The following is an 18978-nucleotide window of genomic DNA, read 5'->3' as shown; positions in this document are numbered from 1 at the left end:
GGCCTGAGTTTCCTCAGGCCGCTCTGATTAATTCTCTGTTACCGCCTTGTAGCCTTTCACGATCAACAACGGTGGATGGTTGGTTTCGGTGGAATCGAAGGTATAGGTTCCGCCATTCTGGTCACCACCGAGGTAGAAAGCGACTTCCGTTTTGCCTTCTGCCAGCGCCTGGCGAACAGCCGTATCCACGATAGCGTCGCGATACTGACGGTTATTATTCATCGAGATGGTGCCAGCTGACTGGTAATCCGTTGCCGGATGGTTATCCCAGTTCACTGTTTTGCCATCCCAGTCCGTGGATGTGCTGTAGACATTCAGCTTGCCGGTGGCGCTGGAAGCCGCATTGCCACCAAACACCCGCAGACGGTAGACGAACAATCCCTCTTCAGAGGCCGGGATGGCTTCCGGCAGTGCAGGAATTTTAAACTTAAACAGGATCAGGCTTTCCGGGTTACTGGCATGACCGCCGTTTTTCCAGTTGTCGCTGGCGGTCAGCAACGTGCTGGTGCCGTAATTGGTGCTGCTGTTGGTACTGCTGACGACCGTGTCTTCCAGTGCAGGCTCGTAACTGAAAGGAATACTGTTACTGCAATCGAAAGCCAGATTCATACACAAGTCGGTCATGTATTTCGCTGACTGTTCAGGCCAGCCATTCACAAAATCTCCATGGGCGGTGTAAATGCTGCCCCACTTCTCGATGCGTTGATCTCCGACCATTTCAGGGTCCAGCGAAAGCTGAATTTTGCTGGTATCCAGCGAGGTGATCTGCGGCAACACATAGGCAATGTTCATGTTGACCTTCGGAATTTTCACCGGGAAATTCGCCGGGCAGACATTGTTCGAATCATAGGTTGCATTCGCCTGTCCTTTTACCGGTGCCAGATGAACCCCGTCCCAGCAGTTAGGGAAGTTAATGCCGATGTTGAACTGCACAGCATCCCCGCCTGAGCGTAAGCCACAGACCTGATCGGCGGTGTTGGTGTAACCGTTGCCATTGGCACACAAGAAGCTTACGTGCGGATTGGGGCCGGTGCCCACGTGATCCCCGGCCAGCAACTGTAACCCCTTTGGGAAAGGCGTCAGCGGGTACTTTTCTACCGAGTTGGCCTGATAGTAGGTTTTCTGATACGACGGCTTCACCACTTCGCCTGTAGGCAGTTTCATGGTCGGTGCCCAATAGGCGGTGGAATCCGCCTTATTGTCACAGGTGGTTTCCGGTTTTGCCTGCAACGTATCGTAGGTGGAATACGCATCCGTGCTGGTGTTACCGAAGAAGTCATGGAGCATCGCATGATTGGGCATACCAAACATCAGAATGGCATCGTCGCCCAGCGTGTGACTGTAGGAACAGGAGACGTTCGACTGGCCGGACGCCGCATGAGACACCAGCGGTGTCAGGGCGAACAGACCTGCGAGAGGCACTAAAACGCGTAAGATTTTTTTCATAAAAGACTCCGGACAGACAGTGATTTCCTTAGAAATGACATCCGGGGAAGTGTGTGTTCCGTGCCTGACGCCTGCGGCAAAAAGCAGGTCTGAGACGTGTTGTATTACACGATTCCTTTTCCCCTGCCTCTGTTTTATGCGCAATCCGCAGGCGCTGACAGCGGGTCTGGTTGTACCATCAAGGGCACATCCGGAAGGGGGAAACAGGCAATAAAAAGGGCTCAGCAGTGCTGAACCCTTGATGATGGAGACTGAAATGTGCTCAGGCGATCAGTAGAACGAGTGTTCGCCGCGCTGGTGTTCGGTCAGGTCGCGAACGCCTTTCAGCTCAGGGAAGTTTTGCAGCAGTTCTTTCTCGATGCCGTCTTTCAGTGTGACATCAATCATTGAACAACCATTGCAGCCACCGCCGAATTGCAAAATGGCAATGCCGTCATCGGTGATTTCCATCAGGGAAACACGGCCACCATGGCTGGCGAGCTGCGGGTTAATCTGCGATTGCAGCTGATATTCAACACGTTCCATCAGCGGTGCATCATCAGAAACCTTACGCATTTTGGCATTCGGTGCCTTCAGCGTGAGCTGGGAACCGAGCTGATCGGTGACGAAGTCGATCACGGCGTCTTGCAGATAAGGCGCGCTTAATTCATCAATGAAAGCAGACAGTTTTTCGAACTTCAGTTCGGTATCCGTCGCTTCCACGGCGTCAGGTGGGCAATAAGAGACACCGCATTCTGCGGTTGGCGTACCGGGATTGATCACGAATACGCGGATTTGGGTGCCTTCTTCCTGGTTTGCCAGTAATTTGGCAAAGTGCTCTTGGGCAGCATCGGTAATAAGGATCATAACATTCGCTCAATAGTTGACTACTCTGGTTGGTTATAATACGCCCTTTGTTTTTACCCGTCACCCTTCACGTTGCCAGTGTGTTAGCAGCACGTGCTCAAGCCTGTAAAGTCCGGCAAATACAAGCTATTTGCAGCGAAGCAACGCCCTGATTGCGCAGAATTTTGCTGATTTCCCGCACCGTGCTGCCGGTCGTAACCACATCGTCAAGCAACATCACGTGCTTATCGCGCAGGCTGACATGGCAGGTGAATGCTTTACGCAGATTCCACTTTCTTTCTCGCTCGCTCAGGCTTTGTTGCGGCGGTGTACGCCGGTCACGGCTCAGGGCATTGGGCAGATATTTACAATGTAGCCATCGTGCCAGCGGCTTCGCCAGCAATTCACTCTGATTATACCCGCGCGAAAAATAGCGTTTTTGATGCAGCGGTACACTGAGGAGCACATCGGGTCTGGGCAGATTGCTCATCCGGTAGCGTTCCTGCCAGCGTAACAACAGCAAACGGGCGAGCGTGGTGTCCAGTTCCGGTAGTCCTGAGAATTTGAACCGCAAAACCAGCCCGCTCAGCGGCATTTCATAAGGACTGGCGAAGATCATCGCGTCCCAGGGTGGCGGTTTCAACAGGCATCGTCCGCAATCGGTTTTGCCCCCGGCGGAAGGCAATCCGCAGCGAAGACAGCAGGGCGGGGCAACCGGCAGATGTTTCATGCACAGGCTGCAAATACCCTGAACCGGGAGATGCAGCGGACACTGGCATAGCCAACAGCGGCTGGCAATTGTTAGCATAGTGGCGGGTTCCTTTTGCCAAACAGACAGACACGGACAATACGCTATGAATACGCTTTATCGGGAGACTATCGGCGAAGGAGATCGCCATCTTGTGCTGCTTCACGGATGGGGACTGAATGCCGAAGTGTGGCGTTACACGGCAGAGCGACTTGCGCCGCATTTTTGTCTGCATCTGATTGATTTGCCGGGCTATGGCCGCAGTGAGGGATTCGGGGCGATGACGCTGGAAGACATGGCAGAAACCGTGCTCACCGCCATGCCGGAAAAAGCCTCATTACTGGGCTGGTCACTGGGCGGTCTGGTGGCCAGCCAGATAGCCCTGAGTGTGCCACAACGTGTGGAAAAACTGATTACCGTGGCGTCATCACCCTGTTTTACGGCTCATGAAGACTGGCCGGGTATCCGCCCCGATGTGCTGAAGGGGTTCCAGCATCAGCTGAGCGAAGATTTTCAGCGCACGGTCGAGCGCTTTCTGGCACTGCAGACGCTCGGCAGCGACAGCGCACGTCAGGATGCGCGCCTGCTGAAATCCATTGTGCTGGGTCAGCCGGTGCCTTCTGTCGATGTGCTTAATGGCGGGCTGGAGATCTTACGCAATGTGGATTTACGCCAGCCGATGACTGTACTGACGTTGCCTGTTCTGCGGATTTACGGCGCGCTGGACGGACTGGTGCCCCGCAAAATGGTACCCCTGCTGGATGCGATTCTGCCCGGCTCCCGTTCGGAAATTATCGAAAAGGCCGCGCATGCGCCGTTTATCTCCCATCCGGAAACGTTTTGTGAAATTGTCGGGCGGTTCCTGATTGCAGATTGAAAACCAATGTAAATATTTTTTTCAATTTTCTGGCTAATTCCCAAGGGTGACTAATACTTAAGCCGATGATGACGGGGTGAAAGGCGGGCGTAAATTGTTGCGCGAGCCTGTTTGCGTCTCTGGGGAGTTTACTGGTGTTTAACCATGAAGGTCATGCCAGCGCAGATGCACCTGCTGTTCATATGTTGACTGCTTTCTTTGAGAACTATTCATCCAATTTAGAGGTAAGGTCATGAAATCAAATAAAATTATCGTTGCGGCAATTCTGACGGGGTTATTCTCACTCAACGCAATGGCGGCTGAGATGATCTCGAAAGAAGAAGCCAAAGATAAAGGTTACACCAGCCTGGGCGTGATCACGACCAGCAATGAATACACCGCGCCGATGGATGCGAAAGAAGAGCTGTCCAAACTGGCTGATGAAAAGGGTGGCAAATACTATGTTGTGATTGCGGCTCAGGAGAAGAAGAAAATCACAGCAACGGCTGAAGTCTTCAAATAATCCCTTTTGAGCTGTTCTGATTTCCGGGATGCCTGCGGGCATCCCTTTTTTATTTCTCATTTTCTGTGCACTCCTTCTCTTTCCTTGTCCGGTATCAATTTGTTTTTAAAGAAATACGGCAGATCGTTACTCTCAGGGTAATGAAGTGTCAGGCCGCTTAATTGATGGAATATTCTTCGCTGCTTACACTTAGCAGGCTATCAAAACAGGTCAAATGTGATGCAACCGCCACTTGACTGAACTTCCCAACATCGTCTCGTTTCATCACGCCGGGAAGTATTCAGCAAGCTCAACCCAGGGAGGTTTGGCATGCCGCAACATCCGCAGACCACGAAAGTGTGGGACACCCGCCGCAATGAAAAACAACGGCGTATCGACAGTGTCCGTTCCGTGGCCGAGGGTAAAGTATTACCCACAGATAAAATCATCCCTATCCTCGAAACGCTGATTGCCTCCGGCGACCGCGTGGTGATGGAAGGTAACAACCAAAAACAAGCTGACTTCCTTTCCCGCTCACTGGCGAAAGTGAACCCTGAAAAGCTGCATGACCTGCATATGATCATGCCGAGCGTCAGCCGCGCTGAACATCTGGATCTCTTCGAACGCGGTATCGCCCGTAAGCTCGATTTCGCCTTCTCTGGCCCGCAAAGCCTGCGTATCGCGCAACTGCTGGAAGACGGTCAGATGGAAATCGGTGCGATCCACACTTACATCGAATTGTATTCCCGCCTGTATGTTGATCTGGTGCCGAACATTGCCCTGATCGCGGGCTTCAAAGCTGACCGCAAAGGCAACCTGTATACCGGTGCAAGTACGGAAGATACCCCGGCGCTGGTCGAAGCCGCAGCCTTCAAAAACGGCATCGTGATTGCGCAGGTTAACGAACTGGTTGATGAAGATACCGACCTGCCGCGCGTGGATATCCCGGGTGACTGGATCGATTTTGTGGTCGTCGCCGACAAGCCATTCTTCATCGAACCGTTGTTCACCCGTGACCCGCGTCTGATTAAACCGGTTCACGTGCTGATGGCCATGATGGCCATTAAAGGCATCTACGCGAAGCACAACGTGCAGTCGCTGAACCACGGTATCGGCTTTAACACGGCAGCCATCGAACTGCTGCTGCCAACCTACGGCGAACGGCTCGGTCTGCGCGGCAAAATTTGTAAACACTGGACACTGAACCCGCATCCGACGTTGATCCCGGCCATCGAAAGCGGTTGGGTGGAAACCGTTCACTGCTTCGGTGGCGAGCTGGGAATGGAGGAATATATCCGCGCCCGTCCTGACGTGTTTTTCACTGGCTCCGACGGCTCCATGCGTTCTAACCGCGCGTTCTGCCAGCTGGCAGGTCAGTACGCCGTAGATATGTTCATCGGTTCCACCTTGCAGGTTGATGGCCTGGCGAACTCCTCCACCGTGACCCGTGGTCGTCTGGCCGGTTTCGGTGGTGCGCCTAACATGGGACATGACCCGCACGGTCGTCGTCACTCCACGCCAGCCTGGCTCGACATGATTGAAGAGCCGGACCCGATGGCACGCGGTAAAAAACTGGTTGTACAGATGGTGGAAACCTTCCAGGCCGGTGGCAAACCGACATTTGTTGAGAAACTGGAAGCCGTCGATGTGGGTAAAGAATCCGGAATGCCTCTGGCACCTGTGATGATTTACGGCGACGACGTGACCCACGTGCTGACCGAAGAAGGCATCGCCTATCTTTACCGCGCCCGTTCTCTCGAAGAGCGCCGTGCGATGGTGGCGGCAGTCGCCGGTATCACTGATATCGGTCTGGGTGTTGACGCCAAACGCGTTGCCGATCTGCGCCGTCAGGAACTGGTGGTCTTCCCGGAAGACATGGGCATTCGCCGCACTGACGCCACCCGCTCTTTACTGGCGGCTGGCAGCGTGAGCGAACTGGTTGACTGGTCAGGCGGTTTGTATAACCCGCCAGCCAAATTCCGTAGCTGGTGATCACGATGCCGCAAACTTTAGCGATTGGCGCTGTGCTGACAGCGGAAGAACTGGCCGAAAGGCTGGCAGAAACGGCGACGCAGGCGCTGATCGACGAAGCGCGGCTGAGTCCGAAACCGGGTCTGGTAGACAGCCGGAGTGCCGGGGCTCATCAGGATTTAAGTTTAAATCTGATGGTGCGTTCGGCACGCAGCCTGACGTCCACTTTCTCTTTGCTGGCGTTACACAGCTGGCAGCGTCCGGCGGATATCGCCCTGCGTCAGGAAGTGGGACGTTTAGGCCGGGCGGGAGAAGCGCAGATGATGGCGGAAACCGGCGGCGTGAACACTCACCGGGGCGCTATCTGGGCGATGGGCTTGCTGGTCAGCGCCGTCGCCATGCAGCCGGAAAGTTTACTGCCGGGGCATATTGCGCAGCGCGCCGCGAAAATTGCGGCCTTGCCCGATGCTTTCAGTCCGAAAAAATTCAGTAAAGGTTCGCACGCCGTGCAGCGTTATCAGGTGCCGGGTGCACGCGAAGAGGCGCAAAGCGGTTTCCCACACATTATCGGTTGTGCACTGCCGCAGCTTCATGACAGCCGGGCCCGTGGTGCGAGCGAAAGCGAAGCACAGGTCGATGCCTTACTGGCGGTGATGACCTCGCTGGCAGATACCTGCGTATTGTCCCGCGGTGGTTTGCCTGCCCTGCAAGCGATGCATCAGGGCGCGCGGGCCGTGCTGGAAGCGGGTGGGATGAGCACACTGGCAGGTAAACAGCTGTTGCGTCATCTCGAACACCGGATGCTGGCGGACAACACATCTCCCGGCGGTGCTGCTGATTTACTGGCCGCGACGCTGTTCCTGGACCGCGTGAGCGTGGTCTGAACCGGATACGCATTAACTAACATCAGTACAAAGAGGTGTTATGGAACGTTTTGAATTTAACTACCCGGCGGCAAGACCGCTGGCAGGCCGCGCCGAAGCAGGCGTGGTAGGGTCCGGCGATTTAGAAGCGCTGTATGAACCTGACACAGCCAATACGCTGAAAATTATCGTCACCACGTCCGTCGACGGCAGCCATACCTTATGGCAGAACTTTTTTAACCGTCTGAACGCACTGCGTGAATTACCGGCAGGCCATCTCGACATCAATGATTTTGGCGCTACACCAGGGGTGGCCCGTCTGCGTATCGAACAGGTCTTTGAGGAGGCTGAACATGCCAACTGATACTTCCGTTCAGGATCAGAGCTTTATCGAACTGAGCGCCCGTCAGCGCGCCCGTAAACTGCTGGACGCCGGAACGTTCCGCGAACTGCTCGGGCCGTTTGAACGCATTATGTCACCGTGGCTGGAACCGCAGGGTATCGTGCCGCAGGCCGATGACGGCATGGTCGTTGCTAAAGGCCAGATTAACGGTCAGCCGGCGGTGGTTGTGGCAATTGAAGGCAGCTTCCAGGGGGGGAGCATGGGGGAGGTGTCCGGGGCCAAAATGGCCGCTGCGCTGGAAATGGCGGCAGAAGATAACCGTAATGGTATCCCGACGCAGGCCGTTCTGCTGCTTGAAACCGGCGGTGTGCGTTTGCAGGAAGCCAATCTGGGCCTTGCCGCCATCGCTGATATTCATGCTGCTATTGTTGATTTACGCCGCTATACGCCGGTGATCGGCGTGGTTGCCGGTACCGTCGGCTGCTTCGGTGGCATGTCGATTGCCGCCGCATTGTGCAGCTATCTGATTGTCACCCGTGAAGCCCGCCTGGGTCTGAACGGTCCGCAGGTAATTGAACAGGAAGCCGGTATCGATGAATACGATTCCCGTGACCGCCCGTTCATCTGGAGCATGACCGGTGGCGAAGTGCGTTATCACAGCGGTTTTGTTGATGCACTGGTGAAAGACTCCCTCGCTGAGGTGAAAGACAGCATGCTGGCCTTCATCAAAAAAGGCGTTCCAGTGAGTCATCGTTCTGATAAATATGATTATTACCTGCCAAAACTGACCGGTTTTGACACCGCGCAGCAGGCCAGCCGTGAAGTGACGGAAGCCTTGTTTAACCGGGAGGATCGCGCATGAGCAATGTAAAGAGTAACGCAGCCAGTCGGGGTGATTACTGGTTCGCTGAACTGACCAAAGACGCCACTCCGGTCAGCGGTCTTTGCCCTTCCGTGAAAGCGGCAGACGGCAAAATAAATGACCAGTCCGTGCGTTTTATCGCCGTGGTACCGGACAAGAATAATCAGTATCCGCGTGCAGCGGGCGGCGAGGTCGGTCTGCTTGAAGGCTGGAATCTGGCAAAAGTGGTCAACAACGTGATTGAGGCTGACGCCAATGCCAGTACCAAACGTGCCATTGTGGCGGTGATTGACGTGCCAAGTCAGGCGTATGGTCGTCGCGAAGAAGCATTCGGGATCCATCAGGCGCTGGCCGGTGCTGCAGGCGCTTATGCCAAAGCCCGTCTGGCCGGACATCCGGTGATCGGGCTGATTGTCGGCAAAGCGATGTCAGGCGCATTTCTGGCGCACGGTTATCAGGCCAACAAACTGATCGCCTTCAAAAACAACGGCGTAATGATCCATGCAATGGGCAAAGAATCTGCCGCACGTATCACCCTGCGTTCTGTGGATGCCCTGGAAAAACTGGCTGCCACCATCCCGCCGATGGCTTACGACATCGAAAACTACGCCACGCTGGGTCTGCTGTCGCAATTACTCGACATCGCTGACCCGGACAACGCCACACCCGATGACATCAGCAGCGTAGAAAACGCTGTCTGGCAAAATATCCAGGACGCACGCAAAGAAGGCGTTAGCCTCAGCAACCGTCTGGGTGCAGAAAACCGCGCAAGTTCGCAGCGCGTTCGCCAGCAGATGCGTCAGGAATGGTAATTCTTTAACACTTTCAGTCTCAACCGGTAACGCACCTGCAAACAGCGTGACGCAGCCGCATTGCGGGTTCCCGCCCTGACATATCCGTCAGGGTGAGGGCCTGCTGTTGTCTGCTACTGGACTGTCATACTAAAAAAACCATCGCACCGGCGCCGACTGAGCAATCATTGTTTGCCTCAGGAAAAACGCTATGACTTACGTAATATTGCACGCGCTTGCCCCTATTTTCGTCATCATGATCCTCGGCTTTTACGCCGGGAAAGCGAAAATGGTGGATAACCAGAATGTCTCTTTACTGAATATATTCGTGATGGATTTTGCTTTACCCGCTGCGCTGTTTGCCGCCACCGTACAGACCCCGTGGTCAGGCATTGTGGAGCAGTCACCGCTGATTCTGGTGCTGGTGCTGGCCATGTGGATCACCTATGCGGCGATTTACTTTATCTGCACCAAAGTCTTTAAAAAATCGCCGCAGGACGCTGCCGTTCTGACGCTGACCGTAGCCCTGCCAAACTATGCGGCGCTGGGGTTGCCTATTCTGAGCAGCGTGCTGGGTGATGCGCCATCAACATCGTTGTCCGTTGCGGTCTCTATCGCCTGCGGTTCCGTGCTGATGACACCGTTCTGCCTGCTGATTCTGGAACGTGAAAAAGCGCGTCTCAGTGGTGAAAATCAGGGGTCTTCCCTGACACTGCTGCCGGTTCTGATGTGGCGTTCCGTGAAAAAACCGATCGTCTGGGCACCGTTGCTGGGCGTGATCCTGTCAGCGATTGGCATTAAAATGCCGGAAATCTTCCTGGCGTCGATTAAGCCGCTGGGTTTGTCAGCGACTGCGTCTGCGCTGTTCCTGACCGGTGTGATTCTGTCAGCCCGTAAACTGAAAATTAACGGTCCGGTGCTGTTATCTTGTGTGGCGAAAAATCTGATCCAGCCGTTCATCGCCTGGGGTCTGGTTCTGGCGTTTGGCCTGAGTGGTCAGGTTGCGGTGACCGCGATCCTGATGATTGCGTTGTCTGCCGGTTTCTTCGGTATCGTGTTCGGTAACCGTTTCGGCGTGCAGTCTCCGGATGCTGAAGCCTCACTGCTGATCAGTTCCGTTTTGTGTATCGTGACCCTGCCGCTGTTTATCTCGTTAACGGCAGCCCTGCATTAAACAAGGATTGAATATGTCTGACCCGCGTGCCCATGATTTTGTCTGGATCAGTGACCGTTCAGCGCTTGAGAACGACGGCGGTTTACCCGAATGGGTGAACACCTGCTGGCGCACGGCGCTGCCGCTGGTGGTGCGTCGCGATAAGCGTGCTGACGGTGCGGTTCCGGTGGGTATTCGCGGGCTGACCCGCATTCAGCGGGCCGCCGCCTGGATTGATCCGGCGGCGGTGATGCGGGTTGTCACACCGGAATCCCTGATCAGCGACGTCAACGCGCTTTTACACTCGCCGTTTGTGTCTCAGCAACCGGTGCAGGCGCTGATTACGTTGTGCAGTCTGCAATGGCCCTTCGTCTGGGGGGTGACAGGCAGTTGTGCGTATGCGCTGGTGAGTGATCTCCCGGTGATGCACGCCGGCAGCGATCTCGATTTACTGGTGCGCTGCGACACGCCGGCAGAACCCTCTCAGTTTTCTGATTTTTACGGCCAGCTTCAGCGGCTGCCCTGCCGCGCCGATGTTCAGATCAATACACCACGGGGTGGATTTGCGCTCAGCGAATGGCTGCGTGGCGGTGACATCATGCTGAAAACGGCGTCCGGCCCGTTGCTGGTGCGTGACCCGTGGCAATTGCCGGCAGAGTGATACCGGCCAAAAGAAGCAAGGAGCACGATGAAAATCTTATTTACTTTCCCCGGACAAGGGCCGCAGGTGCCGCAGATGCTGCATCGCCTGCCGGATAATCCGCTCACGCATTCTCTTATCGAACAGGCAAGTCTCGCACTGGGTGAAGACGTCCTGTTGCTCGACAGCACCGATGCTTTGCGTTCCACCCGTGCGGTACAACTGTGCTTATTGATTGCCGGTGTGGTCTGGGCGAAACAATGTCAGGCCGAAGGGATTGAGGCGGATTTTTGCAGCGGGCTGTCGATTGGCGCGTTTCCAGCCGCAGTGATTGCCGGTGCGCTAGGCTTCGGTGATGCCGTCCGGCTGGTGGCATTGCGTGGTGAACTGATGCAGCAGGCTTATCCCCATGGCTTTGGTCTTTCAGCGATCACCGGCCTGCGTCAGGCGCAGATTGAGGAACTGGTGGCTCAGGTCAACAGCGCCACATCACCGGTGTATCTGGCAAATATTAATGCGGAAGATCAACTGGTGATTGCGGGCAGCGATGCCGCCATGGCACAGGTGATGCAGCTCGCCAAAACACGGGGCGCGCAGAAAACACATCAGCTGGCGGTCAGTGTGCCGTCACACTGTGCGCTGCTCGATGAGCCTGCGACAAAACTGGCGGAGGCGTTTAAACAGATTCATCTTTCCCGTCCGGCCTGCGGTTATCTCAGCGGAACGACCGGACGTGTGTACTGGCAGCCGGAAAAAATCGCCGGCGATCTGGCAATGAACATGGCGCGTACCGTTAACTGGCGGGATGCCATGGTCGCTGCGTATCAGCGTGATGTGCGGCTGGCGATAGAAATGCCGCCGGGCTCAGTGCTGACCGGCCTGACACGCCGTGCGATGGAGCAGGGCGAAGCGCTGTCTGTCTGTCAGTCGGGCACGCAGGTTGCGGCACGTCTCGCAACACGGTTACGGGAAAACGAACGCTGAGTAAAGGCATGACAGGTTGGTGATGAAAACACATTGCATTGTTTGATTATTGTGCAACGTGCTATTGTCCAACCACTCTGAATGAAGGGATATCATGCCAGTTTTAATTCGCGGGGATTCGCAAATGATCGTGCTTGAAAGGTCGTACAGTCCAGCCACTCTGACCAGACGGTTTGAAATCATCGATGAAATACGATTCAACAACATGATACGGAAAAAGGACAGTTTTACCCTTATGACGGTTCGAAAATGCGTTATGACGGCGTGAGCATTCCGGAATCAGCTCTCTGGAGCCACCATCCTGATAAAACGCACTGGCCGGTTGTGCTGATTGCGCAAAACAGCGAGCGCTTGTCAGCGCTTTCTGCTCGTTAACGCATACATCCGGCTTTCAGCGGCCAGGGCGAGCAAATTCGGGTCGTGCTCGCGGCTGTGCGGGAAGACCAGCGAGATGGTCTGGCGCATCTGATAGGCTTCTGCCAGTGGCAGTAATCTCACCGTATTTTCATACACGCCTTTCATTCTGCCTGGAATGAGGGTGTAGCCAACCCCCGCCTGCACCAGACTCAGCATCGAGAAAATATCATTCACCCGCGTGACGATGTCCGGCTCGAAACCGGCGACCTGGAAGGCTTCCTGAAAGCCGTGATAGGTGGCGAACCCTTCGGCCAGCGACACGAATTTCTTCTGTCTGAAATCGCGTAAGTCTGCTGTGCCTTCTGAAGCCAGCTCAGCGCTGGCCGGGGCAGCGAGGAAAATATCGTCCTGAAACAGGGGCAACTGATCGTAACGCTGGGCATCAACGTTGGAATCACTGGTCGAAATCAGAATGGCATCCAGCTGACCGTCTTCCAGCTTGTGCAGTAAATCATTGTTGGACCCCATCACCAGCTCCAGTTCAAGCTCCGGACGGCGCAGTTTCAGCCCCATGATCAGACGCGGAATGGTTTCCAGTGTCAGTGAATATAACGTGCCGACTTTCAGCCGCTTATCGCCATAACCGGCGGCACGCCGGGTCGCCAGAATCCCGTGCTCCATTTGCTCAATGACCTGCGTCGCGTGCTCCAGCAGCGCTTCAGCGGCAGGCAGCGGCAGCAAATTGCGGCCACGATGGATAAACAGCGGGCAGCGCAAGCCTTCTTCCAGTGAATGCAGGGCGCGATGCACACTGACGCTACTCAGACCGAGTTGTTCGGCAGCGCGGGTGATGTTTTGCTTTTCCATATAGGCGAGAAAAATTTCGAGTTTACGGAAGGTGATTTCACTGTCGATCATGCAGGCTCCTGCGGCGCGTTGTAGGCCGTTGCGGTCTGAAATGATAGCTGAATAGCCGCCGGGCGACTATTCAGGAAGGGCGGAAAGGCCGGTATCAGGGAATGAGGGTGTAAGAAATTGTCAGGCACTTCTTGCCGTCGGCGCAGCTTTTACAACTGCCGCTCAGGCAGTTGTCATCGGCTTCGATGACTTTTGCTTTGTGCATGGCGACCAGCCGTTCAAGCATCGCCTGCACCAGCGGCTGCGGGGCATTAAGCTGATGGCTGAGCTGGCGGGCATCTGCCCGTCCGGCCAGTGCGAGAGTGTCGCGAACCTGAATCAGACTGGTCATTTTATCTCCTAGTGACAGTCGCTGCCGGTAGCGGGTTTACAGCAGGCCGCCACATTGCGCGGATGCAGATGGATGCTGACCCGGCTGCGGGCTTTGCGCAGGGCGGTTAAGACGATGGCATTGAAAATCAGCACGCTCAGGATCATACCGGCGCTGTGTGCCGGATGACGGCTGAACGTCGCCGCCTGATAGAAAAGCGTGGCCAGCGAATACGCCACATTCAGCCCCCAGAAGATGGAGAACGTCATCCAGCTGCGGCTGGTTTCACGGGCAATCGCCCCCATCACCGAGACGCAAGGCACGTAAAGCAATACGAAGATCAGGTAGCTGTAAGCCGAAATCGCCGAGCCAAATTTGGTGCTCATGACGCCCATCGAGCTGACGCCCATTTCGCCGTCACCTTTGCTGGCTTCGATCGGGTTTGACAGCACGCTGATGCTGAAGGTGTCTTTCAGGCCCTGCCAGGTTGCTTTCACCGCACCGCTCAGTTCATCGAACAGATTGAAACTGGCCGCATCGAAACCTTCATGGGTGATGTGTTCGGCGGTGTAGAGCGTATTCAGCGTACCGACCACCACTTCTTTTGCCATGGCACCGGTCACCAGCCCCACGGTCGCCTGCCAGTTGTCAGGATGGACACCCATCGGTGAGAGCACCGGTGTCAGGACTTTACTGACTGACGCCAGCGCCGAGTCATTGATGTTATCCACCGCCTTGCCGCTGAACGAGAAGCTGTTCAGTGCACCGATGAAAACACTGGCGATGACAATCACTTTACCGGCCCGCAACACGAAACCTTTCAGACGCTGCCACGTTTGCAGCAGCAGGCTTTTCAGATGCGGAACGTGATACACCGGCAGTTCCATCACAAACGGTGAGGCTTCGCCGCGCATGATGGTGTATTTCAGCAGCAGGCCGGTCAGGATGGCGACCACGATGCCTAACAGATAGAGCGAGAACACTACGGATGCGCCGTCCTGTCCGAAAAAGGCCGCGGAGAACACCGCGAAAATCGCCAGACGTGCACCGCATGACATAAACGGCGCCATCATCACGGTGATCAGACGTTCACGCGGTGCATCCAGCGTGCGGGCGCCCATAATAGACGGCACGTTACAGCCGAAGCCAACAATGAGCGGTACGAAGGATTTGCCCGGCAGACCCAGTGATTGCATCAGTCTGTCCATGACGAACGCGGCACGCGCCATATAACCGGAGTCTTCAAGGAATGACAGAAACAGATACATCATGCCAATTTGAGGCACCAGCGGCAGCACGGTGTTGATACCGCCGCCTATCCCCTGCGCCAGAAAAATGGTCAGCCACTGCGGGAAATGCAGGGTAAAGCCTATCCACTGCATACCCTGGATGAAAATCGCAGCTGAGCCGATATCGAAAATAGGTTGCAGCGCGCCGCCGATGTTGATGGCCAGTACGAACATCAGATACATCACCAGCAGAAAAACCGGCACGCCCAGAAAGCGGTTGAGGATCACCCGATCGAGCACCTGCGTCAGTTTATTCGGTGCCGTGAGATGAGAATTGCTGACCTCCGCGCAGAGTGTCGCGATACTCTGATAACGCGCATCGGCAATCAGCAGCGCCGGGTCTTCCAGTTTTTGCTCAGCCAGCCGGGCTTTCACCTGCGGCAATAAAGCGTGCGCGTTGCCTGCGTGTGTCTGGCTATAAATATCCCCTTCAAGCATTTGCAGCGCCAGCCAGCGGCGTTGTTGTAGCGACATGTCTTGCGGCATGCCGGCGGCCAGCACATCGACTTCCTGTTGCAGCAGCGGATGATATTGCACACGCTCCAGCTCAGCCACCTGAGGCAATGCGTCGATGGCAACTTTCAGTTCCTGAATGCCACTGGCCCGGGTAGAGATCAGCGCCACCACCGGGCAACCCAGACGGGCAGAAAGCGCAGGGATATCAATATTGATGTTCTGGATTTTGGCGATATCAAGCATGTTCAGCGCCACGATGCACGGTACGCCCAGCTCCAGCAGTTGCAGCGTCAGGTACAAGTTACGCTCGAGGTTTGAGGCATCCACGACGTTGATCATCAGATCCGCGTCGCCGCTAAGAATGTAATGGCAGGCAATTTGTTCATCGAGCGAGGTTTGCTCGGAAATGGTGGTCAGGGAGTAGGTACCGGGTAAATCCACCAGCGTAATCTGATGTTCTGCGGTGGCGAACTGACCTTCTTTGCGCTCGACAGTGACGCCTGCCCAGTTACCGACACGCTGACGGGAACCGGTTAACTGATTGAAAAGGGTGGTTTTACCTGAGTTCGGATTACCAATCAGGCCGATAGTTAATGGTTTCATACGTTAAAGTCTGCGTGTGAGAAAAGGTGAATATGCAAGCGCAAGGCCCGCCGCGAAAAATGTACTGTCACCGGCCTGACGGGGGATCAGGCCATCATCTCGAGCTGCAGCAGATCGAGATCTTTTCTGCGGACCACCAGGCTGGTACGGCGGGTTTCAATTTGTACCGGATCGCCCATCGGCGCCACGCGGATTATGTTGAAAAATGAACCCGGCAACATCCCGAGTGACAGCAGTTTCTGCCGGTAAGCCGGACTGATTTCGTGTGAAAAGCCGGTAATTTTATAAGCACGTTTTGACTGAAGTTGCATAATTCCTCGCGAGGCGATCAGGCATTAATGGATGACGGCGTTTTAGTGATTTTGCGCCGTGCGTCCTTGCCCGGTGGTTCCACTGACTGGCGATTTATGTTGCTAAAAATATTGCTCTGAAATTGTCCCTGGTGCGAAATGGCCAGCCTGAAACTGGCGGTGCACTGAATACACAAAGAAGTACAAATGAGAATAATTATCATAATTAGTACGCGTATGGAGACAAAAGAAAAGAGGTGGGCCTCTTCGCGGGTATCTCCACCGCGTCGCTATCCTATGCCTGCGGGATGTGCGTTTTATTGATTTACCTCAGTGATTGATTCATTAGGAGAGAGTTTAAAAAGTGTCGAAAAAAGAGGCGTAAAAAAAGCCGCTGATTATCAGCGGCTTTCACAGGGAGAGGAGCAAAAGGAAAATTACCGTTTTTTACTCAGTGCAGCTGCCAGCGCATCGGCCATCGCGTTGTTACCGGCAGGAGCCGCATTGCGCCCCGCCGGTTTGCCCGGTGAATGACGCTTCTGATTATCGCGGGAATCTGTCGCCGGTGCGGAAGGACGCCGTGCCGGTGCTTCGCCGGGCTGTTCGTCCAGTCGCATAGTCAGCGCGATACGTTTACGTTGCAGATCGACTTCCATCACTTTGACTTTCACGATGTCACCCGCCTTCACCACTGTGTGAGGATCTTCGACGAATTTGTTCGCAAGCGATGAGATGTGAACCAGACCGTCCTGATGGACGCCAATATCGATGAACGCACCAAAGTTGGTAACGTTAGTGACAGAACCTTCGAGGATCATACCCGGCATCAGGTCGTTCATGGTTTCGACGCCATCGGCAAAGGTGGCGGTTTTGAACTCAGGACGCGGATCGTGCCCCGGTTTTTCCAGCTCTTTGATAATGTCGGTGACCGTTGGCACACCGAACTGCTCATCGGTGAATTCGCTGGCTTTCAGGCCGCGTAACACATTGGAATCACCCATCAGATCTTTCAGCGCCAGCTGTGTCGCTGCCAGAATGCGTTCCACGACCGGATAGGTTTCCGGGTGAACTGTCGAGGCGTCGAGCGGATTATCGCCGTGGTTGATGCGCAGGAAGCCCGCGCATTGTTCAAAGGCCTTTGGTCCCAGACGGCTGACTTTCAACAACTGCCCGCGGTTACGGAACTGACCGTTTTCATCGCGCCAGCTGACAATATTCTGCGCCATCATGCGGGTCAGGCCCGCCACGCGGGTCAGCAGAGGAACGGAAGCGGTGTTGAGATCGACACCCACGGCGTTCACACAGTCCTCCACGACGGTATCGAGTTTTTTCGCCAGCTGGCTCTGGCTGACGTCGTGCTGATACTGACCGACACCGATGGATTTCGGGTCGATTTTTACCAGCTCCGCCAGCGGATCCTGCAAACGACGTGCGATAGAGACGGCTCCGCGAATAGAAACGTCCAGATCCGGGAATTCCAGTGCCGCCAGTTCGGAAGCGGAATACACCGATGCACCGGCTTCGCTGACAATCACTTTCTGCGCTTTTACCGCCGGGAACTGTTTTTGCAGCTCGAGGAAGAAACGTTCCGTTTCCCGCGACGCGGTGCCGTTGCCGATCGCCACCAGTTCGACGTTGTGTTTGATGCACAACGCGGCAACCTGTTGCGCGGCTTTTGCCGCCTGACCGGTATGGGGATAAACGGTATCGATATCCACCAGTTTACCGGTGTTATCCACAACGGCGACTTTCACACCGGTACGTAAACCCGGATCAAGCCCCATGGTAGCGCGCATACCGGCCGGCGCGGCCATCAGCAAATCGTGCATATTACGGGCAAAAACGTTAATTGCTTCATCTTCTGCGCGTTCACGTACGGTGCCCATCAGTTCAGTTTCGAGATGCAGCAGGACTTTGATACGCCATGTCCAGTTGACCACGGCGCGACGCCAGACGTCAGCAGGCGCATTGTTCAGGCGCAAACCCAGATGGTCGATGATCAGTTGTTCGGCATAGCTTTCTTTTGGCGGTTCGTCATGCTGTGGATCGGCATTCAGCGCCAGCTGTAAAATACCTTCGTTGCGGCCACGGAACATCGCCAGCGCACGGTGCGAAGGTACCTGGGAAATCGGTTCGTGATGATCGAAGTAGTCGCGAAATTTCGCGCCTTCCTGCTCTTTACCTTCCACCATCCGGGAGGTCAGATGGGCATTTTTCCACAAATAATCACGGACTTTTGCCAGCAGCGAGGCATCTTCTGCAAAGCGTTCCATTAAAATATAACGTGCGCCGTCAAGTGCGGCTTTGGCGTCCGCTACGCCTTTGTCTGCATCGACAAATTTTGCGGCAGCAGCGTCCGGCTCATTTTGCGGCGCGTTCCACAACAGTTCGGCCAGCGGTTCCAGTCCGGCTTCAATGGCGATTTGTCCGCGCGTGCGACGCTTTGGTTTAAACGGCAGGTAAAGGTCTTCCAGCTCGGTTTTGCTCAGCGTGGTATTGATGGCTTTCGCCAGATCGTCGCTGAGTTTTCCCTGCTCCTCAATGGATTTGAGAATGGTCTGGCGACGGTCTTCCAGCTCCCGCAGATAACCCAGACGGGTGTCCAACTGACGCAGTTGGGTATCATCCAACCCACCGGTGACTTCCTTACGATACCGTGCAATAAACGGCACGGTATTACCTTCATCCAGCAGACGCACCACGGAAGCAACCTGCTCCGGGCGAACCTGCAATTCACTTGCGATAATGCGGCTCAGTTGATCATTCATAGG

Annotated in this window: 18 protein-coding genes; 10 read left to right on the top strand and 8 right to left on the bottom strand. The window is 55.1% G+C overall.

Going from position 1 to position 18978, the window contains the following annotated elements:
- Positions 1-27: 27 nt before the first annotated feature.
- The 3 genes from EVX52_RS13380 to gntX all read right to left on the bottom strand — a co-directional run bounded on the left by EVX52_RS13380 (position 28) and on the right by gntX (position 3079).
- Complete coding sequence (locus EVX52_RS13380; RefSeq protein WP_129991470.1) at positions 28-1446, bottom strand: DUF1996 domain-containing protein; 1419 nt, start codon at positions 1444-1446, stop codon at positions 28-30.
- Between the two features lie 270 nt (positions 1447-1716).
- A complete protein-coding gene (nfuA, locus tag EVX52_RS13375; protein ID WP_129953823.1) occupies positions 1717-2292 on the bottom strand; it encodes a Fe-S biogenesis protein NfuA in 576 nt (191 codons plus the stop codon).
- Positions 2293-2389: 97 nt separating this feature from the next.
- The gene (gene gntX / locus EVX52_RS13370; RefSeq protein ID WP_129991469.1) at positions 2390-3079 is read right to left on the bottom strand and encodes a DNA utilization protein GntX; all 690 of its coding nucleotides are present in this window, start codon (positions 3077-3079) and stop codon (positions 2390-2392) included.
- Positions 3080-3125: 46 nt separating this feature from the next.
- On the opposite strand from gntX, the gene bioH reads away from it, so the two are divergent.
- The 10 genes from bioH to mdcH all read left to right on the top strand — a co-directional run bounded on the left by bioH (position 3126) and on the right by mdcH (position 11984).
- Positions 3126-3896, top strand: coding sequence for a pimeloyl-ACP methyl ester esterase BioH (gene bioH / locus EVX52_RS13365; RefSeq protein ID WP_129953821.1), 771 nt, complete (start codon positions 3126-3128; stop codon positions 3894-3896).
- Positions 3897-4128: 232 nt separating this feature from the next.
- Positions 4129-4398 (top strand): YdgH/BhsA/McbA-like domain containing protein, encoded by a 270-nt coding sequence (locus EVX52_RS13360; protein WP_129953820.1) that lies wholly within the window; start codon positions 4129-4131, stop codon positions 4396-4398.
- Positions 4399-4707: 309 nt separating this feature from the next.
- Positions 4708-6369: a malonate decarboxylase subunit alpha gene (gene mdcA, locus EVX52_RS13355; RefSeq protein ID WP_129953819.1), complete on the top strand. Its 1662-nt coding sequence runs from the start codon at positions 4708-4710 to the stop codon at positions 6367-6369.
- Positions 6370-6374: 5 nt separating this feature from the next.
- Complete coding sequence (locus tag EVX52_RS13350; protein ID WP_129991468.1) at positions 6375-7232, top strand: triphosphoribosyl-dephospho-CoA synthase; 858 nt, start codon at positions 6375-6377, stop codon at positions 7230-7232.
- A 40-nt stretch (positions 7233-7272) separates the two neighbouring features.
- Positions 7273-7575 (top strand): malonate decarboxylase subunit delta, encoded by a 303-nt coding sequence (locus EVX52_RS13345; RefSeq protein ID WP_129991467.1) that lies wholly within the window; start codon positions 7273-7275, stop codon positions 7573-7575.
- The gene (locus EVX52_RS13340) at positions 7565-8416 is read left to right on the top strand and encodes a biotin-independent malonate decarboxylase subunit beta (RefSeq protein ID WP_129991466.1); all 852 of its coding nucleotides are present in this window, start codon (positions 7565-7567) and stop codon (positions 8414-8416) included. The genes EVX52_RS13345 and EVX52_RS13340 overlap by 11 nt, the downstream gene beginning before the upstream one ends.
- Positions 8413-9228, top strand: a complete 816-nt coding sequence (gene mdcE, locus EVX52_RS13335; RefSeq protein WP_129991465.1) for a biotin-independent malonate decarboxylase subunit gamma — start codon at positions 8413-8415, stop codon at positions 9226-9228. The genes EVX52_RS13340 and mdcE overlap by 4 nt, the downstream gene beginning before the upstream one ends.
- A 190-nt stretch (positions 9229-9418) precedes the next feature.
- Positions 9419-10381, top strand: coding sequence for an AEC family transporter (locus EVX52_RS13330; protein ID WP_129953814.1), 963 nt, complete (start codon positions 9419-9421; stop codon positions 10379-10381).
- Between the two features lie 13 nt (positions 10382-10394).
- Positions 10395-11021, top strand: a complete 627-nt coding sequence (locus EVX52_RS13325; RefSeq protein WP_129991464.1) for a malonate decarboxylase holo-ACP synthase — start codon at positions 10395-10397, stop codon at positions 11019-11021.
- Between the two features lie 27 nt (positions 11022-11048).
- Complete coding sequence (mdcH, locus tag EVX52_RS13320) at positions 11049-11984, top strand: malonate decarboxylase subunit epsilon (RefSeq protein ID WP_129991463.1); 936 nt, start codon at positions 11049-11051, stop codon at positions 11982-11984.
- 354 nt (positions 11985-12338) lie between these two features.
- Here mdcH and EVX52_RS13310 read toward each other — a convergent pair whose 3' ends face one another.
- The 5 genes from EVX52_RS13310 to EVX52_RS13290 all read right to left on the bottom strand — a co-directional run bounded on the left by EVX52_RS13310 (position 12339) and on the right by EVX52_RS13290 (position 18975).
- Positions 12339-13259: a LysR family transcriptional regulator gene (locus EVX52_RS13310; protein WP_129953811.1), complete on the bottom strand. Its 921-nt coding sequence runs from the start codon at positions 13257-13259 to the stop codon at positions 12339-12341.
- Positions 13260-13353: 94 nt separating this feature from the next.
- Complete coding sequence (locus EVX52_RS13305; protein WP_129953810.1) at positions 13354-13590, bottom strand: FeoC-like transcriptional regulator; 237 nt, start codon at positions 13588-13590, stop codon at positions 13354-13356.
- An 8-nt stretch (positions 13591-13598) separates the two neighbouring features.
- Positions 13599-15917 carry a Fe(2+) transporter permease subunit FeoB gene (feoB, locus tag EVX52_RS13300; protein WP_129991462.1) on the bottom strand — a complete coding sequence of 773 codons (2319 nt, stop codon included), beginning with the start codon at positions 15915-15917 and terminating at the stop codon, positions 13599-13601.
- An 86-nt stretch (positions 15918-16003) separates the two neighbouring features.
- A complete protein-coding gene (feoA, locus tag EVX52_RS13295) occupies positions 16004-16228 on the bottom strand; it encodes a ferrous iron transporter A (RefSeq protein WP_013573590.1) in 225 nt (74 codons plus the stop codon).
- Positions 16229-16644: 416 nt separating this feature from the next.
- The gene (locus tag EVX52_RS13290) at positions 16645-18975 is read right to left on the bottom strand and encodes a Tex family protein (RefSeq protein ID WP_129991461.1); all 2331 of its coding nucleotides are present in this window, start codon (positions 18973-18975) and stop codon (positions 16645-16647) included.
- Between the last annotated feature and the right edge of the window lie 3 nt (positions 18976-18978).

Source organism: Rahnella sp. CFA14(1/10), assembly GCF_004195095.1.
Taxonomy (GTDB): Bacteria; Pseudomonadota; Gammaproteobacteria; order Enterobacterales; family Enterobacteriaceae; genus Rahnella; species Rahnella perminowiae.
Note: the sequence above shows the minus strand (reverse complement) of the source record. Positions and strands in the feature narration are given on the sequence as shown.